The organism is Acidimicrobiales bacterium (assembly GCA_025455885.1).
Classification (GTDB): Bacteria; Actinomycetota; Acidimicrobiia; order Acidimicrobiales; family Acidimicrobilacustridaceae; genus Rhabdothermincola_A.
The window spans coordinates 155866-163221 of record JALOLR010000007.1 but is presented as its reverse complement, the minus strand read 5'-3'; the positions used below and the strand labels follow the sequence as shown (position 1 = coordinate 163221).

Sequence of the window (7356 nt, the reverse complement as noted above, 5' to 3'; positions counted from 1 at the left end):
CCATCGCCGCCGGCGAGTTGCGGGCGATCGTCTCGGCCAGCTCCTGGGCCCGCTCCCGCAACCGCTCGGGCGGATCGACGACCTCGCTCACCATCCCCAGCTCGTAGGCCCGCTGCGCCGACATCCGCTCGTGGCGCCCCATCAACGCCATCCGCATCACCGCCTCGAACGGCATCTTGCGCAGCAGCCCGATGGCCTCGATGGCCACCACCTGGCCGACCGAGACGTGCGGGTCGAAGAACTGGGCGTCGGCGGCGGCGATCACCACGTCGGCGTCGGCCACCCAGTGGAACGCCCCTCCGGCACACAGCCCGTTCACCGCGGTGATGACCGGCTTGGCCACCCCCTGGTGCCACGCCGTGAAGTGGACGTCGAAGTTCTCCATCGACTCGCGGTAGCGCTCCATGCCCACGCCGTCGCCCGCGATCTCGCTCACGTCGACGCCGGTCTGGAACGCCCGACCGTTGCCGGTGTGGACGATGACCCGCACCGCCGGGTCGGCGTCGAGCTCGAGCCACGCGTCGGCGAACTCGTCGCGCATCGTGTTGTTCATGGCGTTGAGCTGGTCGGGGCGGTCGTTGATCAGCCAGCCCACCGGTCCGTGGCGTTCGATCCGGAGACAGGTGTAGGTGCTCATGGGGCTCCTCCCGGAGTCGGTCGACCGGTCACCCAGACCGGGTTGCGCTTCTCGGCGAACGCCGCCGGGCCCTCGGTCTGGTCGGGGTGGCCCCACATCGACACCAGGTCCCATCGCCGCCGGCGAGTTGCGGGCGATCGTCTCGGCCAGCTCCTGGGCCCGCTCCCGCAACCGCTCGGGCGGATCGACGACCTCGCTCACCATCCCCAACTCGTAGGCCCGCCGCGCCGACATCCGCTCGTGACGCCCCATCAACGCCATCCGCATGATCGCCTCGAAGGGGGCCTTGCGGGCCAGGGCGATGGCCTCGAAGGCGGTGACCTGGCCGACCGACACATGGGGGTCGACGAACGCGGCATCGGCCGCGGCGATCACGATGTCGGCGTCGGCCACGAAGTGCAGCCCCCCACCGGCGCAGGTGCCGTTGACCGCGGCCACCACCGGTGTGGCCACGGCGTTGTGCCACGCGCTGATGCGCAGCTCGGCCCGCTCGGTGCGCCGCGACTGCTCGCGCAGGGCCTCGGGGTCGCGGCTGAGCTGGACGACGTCGAGCCCGGTCTGGAAGTTCCGCCCCGCACCGGTGTTGACGATGACCCGGACCTCGGGGTCGTCGTCGAGCTCGCGCCACGCCCGCTCCAGCTCGTCGAGCATCGTGGCGTCCATGGCGTTGCCGGCGGCGGGCCGGTCGAAGACCAACCATCCGACCGGGCCGTGGCGCTCGACGACCAGCGTCTCGTGGGTCGCGGCCATCACCCGCTCCTCGGGATCTCGCGCCACGGACTCCCCTGCCACGGATCGGCCTCACGGGGCAGGCCCAGCACCCGTTCGCCGAGGATGTTCTTGTTGACCTCGGTGGTGCCCCCCTCGATGGTGTTGGCCCGGCTGCGCAGGAAGCCCTTCACCTCGCGCGGCAGGCGCGCGCCGTACCCCGCGGGGCCGGCGGGGGCGGCCGGGCCGGGGCCCGCCTCCCACGCGAGCGACGGCGCTCCCAGCAGGTCGACGGCGAGGGCCTGGACGCGCTGGTTGAGCGAGCCCTGGTGGACCTTGCCGATCGAGCTCTCCGGGCCCGGCGAACGACCGGCCTTCAGACCGGCGCGCACGCGCTGGTTGGTCCAGCCCCGGATGCGCTCCTCGCTGAGGAGACGCACGACCTCCTGGCGGACGACGGGGTCGTCCCAGCCGCCGGGGCGGCCCGACGCACTGCGGGCCCGGGCGAGCGCGACGAGGTGCTCGGCGCCCGATCCGCCGATGCGGTCGACGCCCCCCGAGCCGGCGCCGGCGACCATCTGACGCTCGCCCGAGAGCGTGGCGTTGGCGACCTTCCAGCCGTCGCCGATCGCCCCCACCCGCTGGGCGTCGGGGACGACGGCACCGTCGAGGAACGTCTCGTTGAAGTCCACCTCGCCGGTGATGTGACGCAGCGGTCGCACCTCGACGCCGGGCTGGTGGAGGTCGACCAGGAAGTAGGTGAGGCCCTGCCGTTTGGGTCGGTCCGGGTCGGTGCGGGCCAGGATCACACCGAAGTCGGCCTCGTGGGCCCAGGTGCTCCAGACCTTCTGCCCGGTGAGCAGCCACCGGCCGCCGTCGTCGTCGGACCACTCGGCCCGGCAGGCCAGCGACGCGAGGTCGGAGCCGGCGCCGGGCTCGCTGAAGAGCTGGCACCACACCTCGTCGTTGCGCACCATCGGCGGGAGGAAGCGGAGGCGTTGCTCCTCGGTGCCGTGGGCGAACAGGGCGGGCGCGGCGAGGTTGAGCCCGAGGGGGTTCAGGCGCCCGAGGTTGTAGGGCGCCAGCTCGGCCTCGACCGCCCGGGCCACGGCGGGGGCGAGGTCGAGCCCGCCGTAGGCCACCGGCCAGGTGGCCACAGCCAGGCCCGAGCGGGCGAAGGTGGGATACCACGATCGATAGTCGGCGAAGGGCCTGGCGGCGCGGAGGGCGGCGAGCCCACCGCGGGCGACCGCCTCCCGCCACGCAGCCGGGACGTTGGCCTCGACCCAGGCCCGAGCGGCCGGCACCGCCTCGTCGACCGTCGCCCCCGGCGGCACGGCCAGGTGGGCCTCGTCCACCCCTGTCGTCACGGTCACCGCTACCGCCCCCGGTACTCGGGCGACCGCTTCTCCCCGAACGCGGCCAGGCCCTCCCGGAAGTCCTCGCTGCGCGACGCCAGCTCCATGGCGAACGCCTCGTCGCGGAGGTGGTGGTCGAGGGGGGTGGTGGCCCCGCTGTGGAGCAGCCACTTCGTCAGGCCGAGGGCCACGGTCGGGCCCGTCGCCAGGCGCTCGACGACCTCCGCGGCGGCGGCGTCGAGGTCGTCCCCGGCGACGGCGCGGTGGACGAGCCCCCACGCCTCGGCCTCGGTACCGTCGACGACCCGCCCGAGCAGCAGCATGTCGCGGGCCCGAACCTCGCCCACGCGACGCGGCAGCATCCACGTGGCGCCGCTGTCGGGGGTGAAGCCCCGCTCGACGAACGGCGCCCAGAAGCGGGCGTCGGCGGCGGCCACGGTGACGTCGGCGGCGAGGGCGAGGTTGAGGCCGATGCCCGCCGCCCATCCCCGGACCACGCAGACCACCGGGGTCTGCACCGACAACAGCAGCGGCACCAGCCGGTGGGCCTGGGAGGGCAGGCGGCGCTGGATGCTGCCCGCCCGGGGGCGGGCGCCGCCCGGGGCGTTGCGGGCCACGATGTCGAACCCGGAGCAGAAGTGCTCGCCGGCGCCGGTGAGCACGATCGTGCGCACCGCCTCGTCACGCCCGGCGGCGTCGATGGCGTCGATGAGCGCCGCCACGACGTCGTCGTCGAGGGCGTTGCGCCGCTCGGGGCGGTCGACGGTGAGGCGCAGGACGCCGTCGCCGAGGGCCACGACGAGGCCGGGGCAGCCGGCGTAGGGATCGGTGCTCATCGGTCGGCGAACCCTTCGATGACGGCGTCGAGGGCGGCGGCGAGGTCCCGTCCCGTCCCGCCGGGCGGATCGGGCAGGCGGACCGGCCCGTGCTCACGACTGGGCAGCAGCACGGTGGCGTGCCCGGGAGTGGTGACGTCGCCGCGCTGGTTGACGCACTGCAGCTCGAGCTCGACGGCCGGGCGGTCGCCCTCGGCGAGGAACCGGCGCACGACGGTGCCCGAGAGGAACTGGGTGTCGCCGACGTAGTTGAACGCCCGGAACTCGCAGTCGAGCTTCCACAGCCAGGCGTCGTCGCCCATCCAGTCGGTGCAGAGGTGCACGAGCCACGTCTCGCGCATCCGCCCGTAGTCGAACGTGGTCGGGTTCCCGGACCGCTGGGCGAAGGCCGGGTCCCAGTGCACCCGCTGCATCACGTCGGGCACGTTGAGCTCGTCGCGGTGGAAGAAGCGGGGGATGCGGCGGCGGTTGGCGGCGGCGAGGCGCAGGGGTCGCACCCCGTAGAGGCCCATCCCCATGCCCACGTGCCAGCACACGATGTCCGTGACGGTCAGGGGTCCCTTGACCATCGGCCCGACGGCGTCGCCCTCGGCGACGTCCTCCCAGTGGCGGGGCTCGGGCCCACGAGGCCCCTCCGCGGCGTAGCGGGCGTCGATGTCGTCGATCTCGGCGTCGGTGTAGGGCCGCAGCTCGATGGTGGCGTTGCGGGCCCGGGCTCGGGCCTTCTCGCGCTCGGTGCGGATCATGAGGCGGTACTGGCCGGCGAGGACGTTGCCGTCGTCGTCGCGGAAGACCTGGCCGGTCCACTCGTGGACGGCCCGACCGGCGAACTCGCTGGACTTGTCGTGCACCCCGACGAGGGCGTTGCGCCGCCAGACCCGACGACCCGGGCGGAGCGGGGCCCACCACTCCCGGGCGCTGGCCGAGTAGAACGCGTGGACGCCGCGCAACGGGTCGCCCTTCATGAGCTCGACCTGGTCGGGCGCGACCTCGGTGACCTCGTCCTCTCCGATCAGCGAGTCGCCGCCGACGAGGGGCGGCGGGGCGATCGGGCCGCCCCACACCGACGCGCTGGCGTGGGCGGGATCGCACCACAACGGGTTGTCGTCGCCGTAGGCCACCGCCACGTTGCGGAACGTGTCGACGTTCGGCTCGGTGTAGTGGGGGCGCATGGGGTGGGGTTCGGGCACGCCGATGCGGCGGCGGAGCCGGGCGACGGCCTCGTCGGTGATCGTCCCGGACGGCGTGTCGGTCCTGGCCATCGTCACCACTCCGCTCCCCCGGCTGCCCACCCGGTCGGTCCGGGTGGGCGTCAATGTATCGAATATACGATTCGACGGTCAGGTCCGTGCGACGCACCCGCGCCCTGCGCCACGGCCACCGCGGTCACCCGGCACGGCCGGCGGCGGCTCGCTACCGTGGCCGCCCATGAGCGACACGAGCATGAACGACTGGAACGCGCAGGTCATCGCCGAGTTCCGGGCCAACGGCGGCAAGGTGGCCCAGTTCGGCGACGCCCCGTTGGTGATCCTGCACACCATCGGCGCCAAGAGCGGGGCGCGGCGTGACATCCCTCTCGTCGCCCTCCTCGACGACGACGGGATGTTCGTCTTCGCCTCCAAGGCGGGAGCGACGACCAACCCCGACTGGTACCACAACCTCAAGGCGAACCCGGAGATCGACGTCGAGTACGGCACCGACACCTTCCGGGCCCGCCTGCGCGAGCTGCCCACCGACGAAGGCCAGGCCAAGCTGCGCGCCCAGGGCGAGCTGCACGCCAACTTCGCCGAGTACGTGGCCAGCGCCGCCCCCCGCCTGATCCCCGCCTTCGCGATCGAACGGGCCTGACGCCGACGAGGCCTAGGGCCGGGCGCGCTCGCGACGCACAGTGGCCTTGCGGCCCTTGATCAACGCCCGGCGCATGATCCACACCACCTCGTCGACGGCCGCGTCGGGCACCTCCACCAGCGAGAAGCGGTCGAAGATCTTGATGGCCCCGACGTCGCCGCCGGTGAGGTCGGTCTCGCCGGTGAGCGCCCCCACGAGGTCCTGAGGTCGGACCCCGGCCTCCTTGCCCGCGCCGATGAAGATCGAGGTCATGTCGCTCGGCGCGTGCGCGGCGCGGCCGCCCTTGCGGGCCCGCTTGTCGGCCTCCCACTCGGCCTTGCTGGCCCAGTTGGTCTTCCCCGACTTCGCCGGCTTGGCCGGCTTGGCCGACTTCGCGGCCTTGCCCGGCTTGCCCCCGGCCCCCTTCCCTCCGAGGCTCGAGGCGCCCCAGTCCGACCGGGGCGGCTTGTCGCCCTTGAGCGCCACGTCGGCGATCTCCCGCGTGTCGTCGACCACACCGGACGCCTCGTGGGCGAGCTTCACCGCGGCGACGGCCACGTCGAACAGGTCGATCTCCTCGGCGAGCCCCTCCACCACCCCGCGGTACGCGTCGTCCCCGTCGGAGGCGTCCCGGTCGCCGAGGGCGACGTCGCGCAGCGCCGCCGTGGTGGCCTCCAGGCGACGGCTGCGCAGGTCCTCGACCGACGGGACCTTCTCGACGGGGATCCGCTGACCGATGAGCCGCTCGATGTTCTTCAGCTGACGGTGCTCGCGGGGCTCGGCGAGGGTGAGGGCCACGCCCTCACGACCGGCACGGCCCACGCGACCGATGCGGTGGACGTACGCCTCGGGGGCACTGGGGACGTCGTAGTTCACGACGTGGGTGAGGTGGTCGACGTCGAGGCCCCGGGCGGCGACGTCGGTGGCGATGAGCAGGTCGGCGGTCGTGGCGCGCAACCGCCCCATCACCCGGTCGCGCTGCTCCTGGCTCATGCCCCCGTGGAGGCCCTCGGCGCGGTAGCCCCGCCCGTTGAGCGTCTCGGCCAGCTCGTCGACCTCGCCCCGGGTACGGCAGAACACGATGGCCGCACCCGGCGCCTCGACGTCGAGGATCCGGCCGAGCGCGGCGGGCTTGTCGGAACGTCGCACCACGTAGGCGGTCTGGCGCACGAGAGGAGGCGCGCCCTCGGCGACGGGCTCGCGGTCGATCTGGACCGTGACCGGATCGGTCATGTGCCGGCGGGCCAGCTTGGCGATGCGGCCCGGGAGCGTGGCCGAGAACAGCACGGTCTGACGGGTCGCGGGCGTCGCCCCGACGATCGCCTCGAGGTCCTCGGCGAAACCCATGTCGAGCATCTCGTCGGCCTCGTCGAGCACCACGACGGCCACGTCGTCGAGCACCAGCGAACCCCGGGCGAGGTGGTCGACCGCCCGACCGGGGGTGGCCACGACGACGTCCACGCCTCGTCCGAGGCTCTGGAGCTGACGGCCGATGGGCTGGCCGCCGTAGACCGGCAGGACCCGGGCCCCGAGCTCCCGCCCGTACTTGTGCAACGCCTCGGAGACCTGCATGGCCAGCTCACGGGTGGGCACCAACACGAGGGCCATCGGGGCGGTGGTGCCCCGGGATCCGCCGCTGGCCAACCGGTCGAGGATGGGCAGGGCGAACGCCGCCGTCTTGCCGGTGCCGGTGGCCGCCTGGCCGATCAGGTCGCGACCCGCCGTCAGCTGGGGGATGGCCTCGCGCTGGACCGGGGTGGGCTCCTCGTAGCCGAGGGCCACCAAGGCGTCGAGCACAGGGGTGGGCAGGCCGAGGTCGGCGAAGGTGACGGACGGGTTCGTTTCGGCGGCTGGGCCCACGGGACTTTCCTCATCATCGACGTCGCGGGGCGCCGCGACGAACGTTCGAGCCTAGGGCGGCGACCGTCCGGCTTCCTCGTCCCGGCCCGGCGCTGTGTAGAAAGGGGCGCCCCTTCGTCGAGGAGAGACC

6 protein-coding genes are annotated in these 7356 nt (G+C 73.4%); 1 reads left to right on the top strand and 5 read right to left on the bottom strand.

The window, feature by feature from the left end; all coding sequences use genetic code 11:
• The 4 genes from MUE36_07725 to MUE36_07710 form a co-directional block, all read right to left on the bottom strand.
• Positions 1 to 1387 (bottom strand): enoyl-CoA hydratase/isomerase family protein (locus MUE36_07725; GenBank protein ID MCU0310814.1); only part of this gene is annotated, 1387 nt, incomplete at its 3' end.
• Entirely contained in the window at positions 1387 to 2715 is a 1329-nt protein-coding gene (locus MUE36_07720; GenBank protein MCU0310813.1) for an acyl-CoA dehydrogenase family protein, read from the bottom strand. The genes MUE36_07720 and MUE36_07725, both read right to left, overlap by 1 nt.
• 8 nt (positions 2716 to 2723) lie before the next feature.
• Positions 2724 to 3539, bottom strand: a complete 816-nt coding sequence (locus MUE36_07715; protein MCU0310812.1) for an enoyl-CoA hydratase-related protein — start codon at positions 3537 to 3539, stop codon at positions 2724 to 2726.
• Positions 3536 to 4801: a hypothetical protein gene (locus tag MUE36_07710; protein ID MCU0310811.1), complete on the bottom strand. Its 1266-nt coding sequence runs from the start codon at positions 4799 to 4801 to the stop codon at positions 3536 to 3538. The genes MUE36_07715 and MUE36_07710 overlap by 4 nt, the downstream gene beginning before the upstream one ends.
• A gap of 166 nt (positions 4802 to 4967) precedes the next feature.
• Here MUE36_07710 and MUE36_07705 point away from each other — a divergent pair, with 166 nt between their 5' ends.
• Entirely contained in the window at positions 4968 to 5387 is a 420-nt protein-coding gene (locus tag MUE36_07705) for a nitroreductase family deazaflavin-dependent oxidoreductase (GenBank protein MCU0310810.1), read from the top strand.
• A 12-nt stretch (positions 5388 to 5399) separates the two neighbouring features.
• Here the strand turns inward: MUE36_07705 and MUE36_07700 are convergent, their stop codons facing one another.
• The gene (locus MUE36_07700; GenBank protein ID MCU0310809.1) at positions 5400 to 7226 is read right to left on the bottom strand and encodes a DEAD/DEAH box helicase; all 1827 of its coding nucleotides are present in this window, start codon (positions 7224 to 7226) and stop codon (positions 5400 to 5402) included.
• Between the last annotated feature and the right edge of the window lie 130 nt (positions 7227 to 7356).

Coding starts and splice junctions, on each gene's coding strand:
- MUE36_07710 (MCU0310811.1), bottom strand. CDS start 4,801: ATGGCCAGGACCGACACGCCGTCCGGGACGATCACCGACGAGGCCGTC.
- MUE36_07715 (MCU0310812.1), bottom strand. CDS start 3,539: ATGAGCACCGATCCCTACGCCGGCTGCCCCGGCCTCGTCGTGGCCCTC.
- MUE36_07705 (MCU0310810.1), top strand. CDS start 4,968: ATGAGCGACACGAGCATGAACGACTGGAACGCGCAGGTCATCGCCGAG.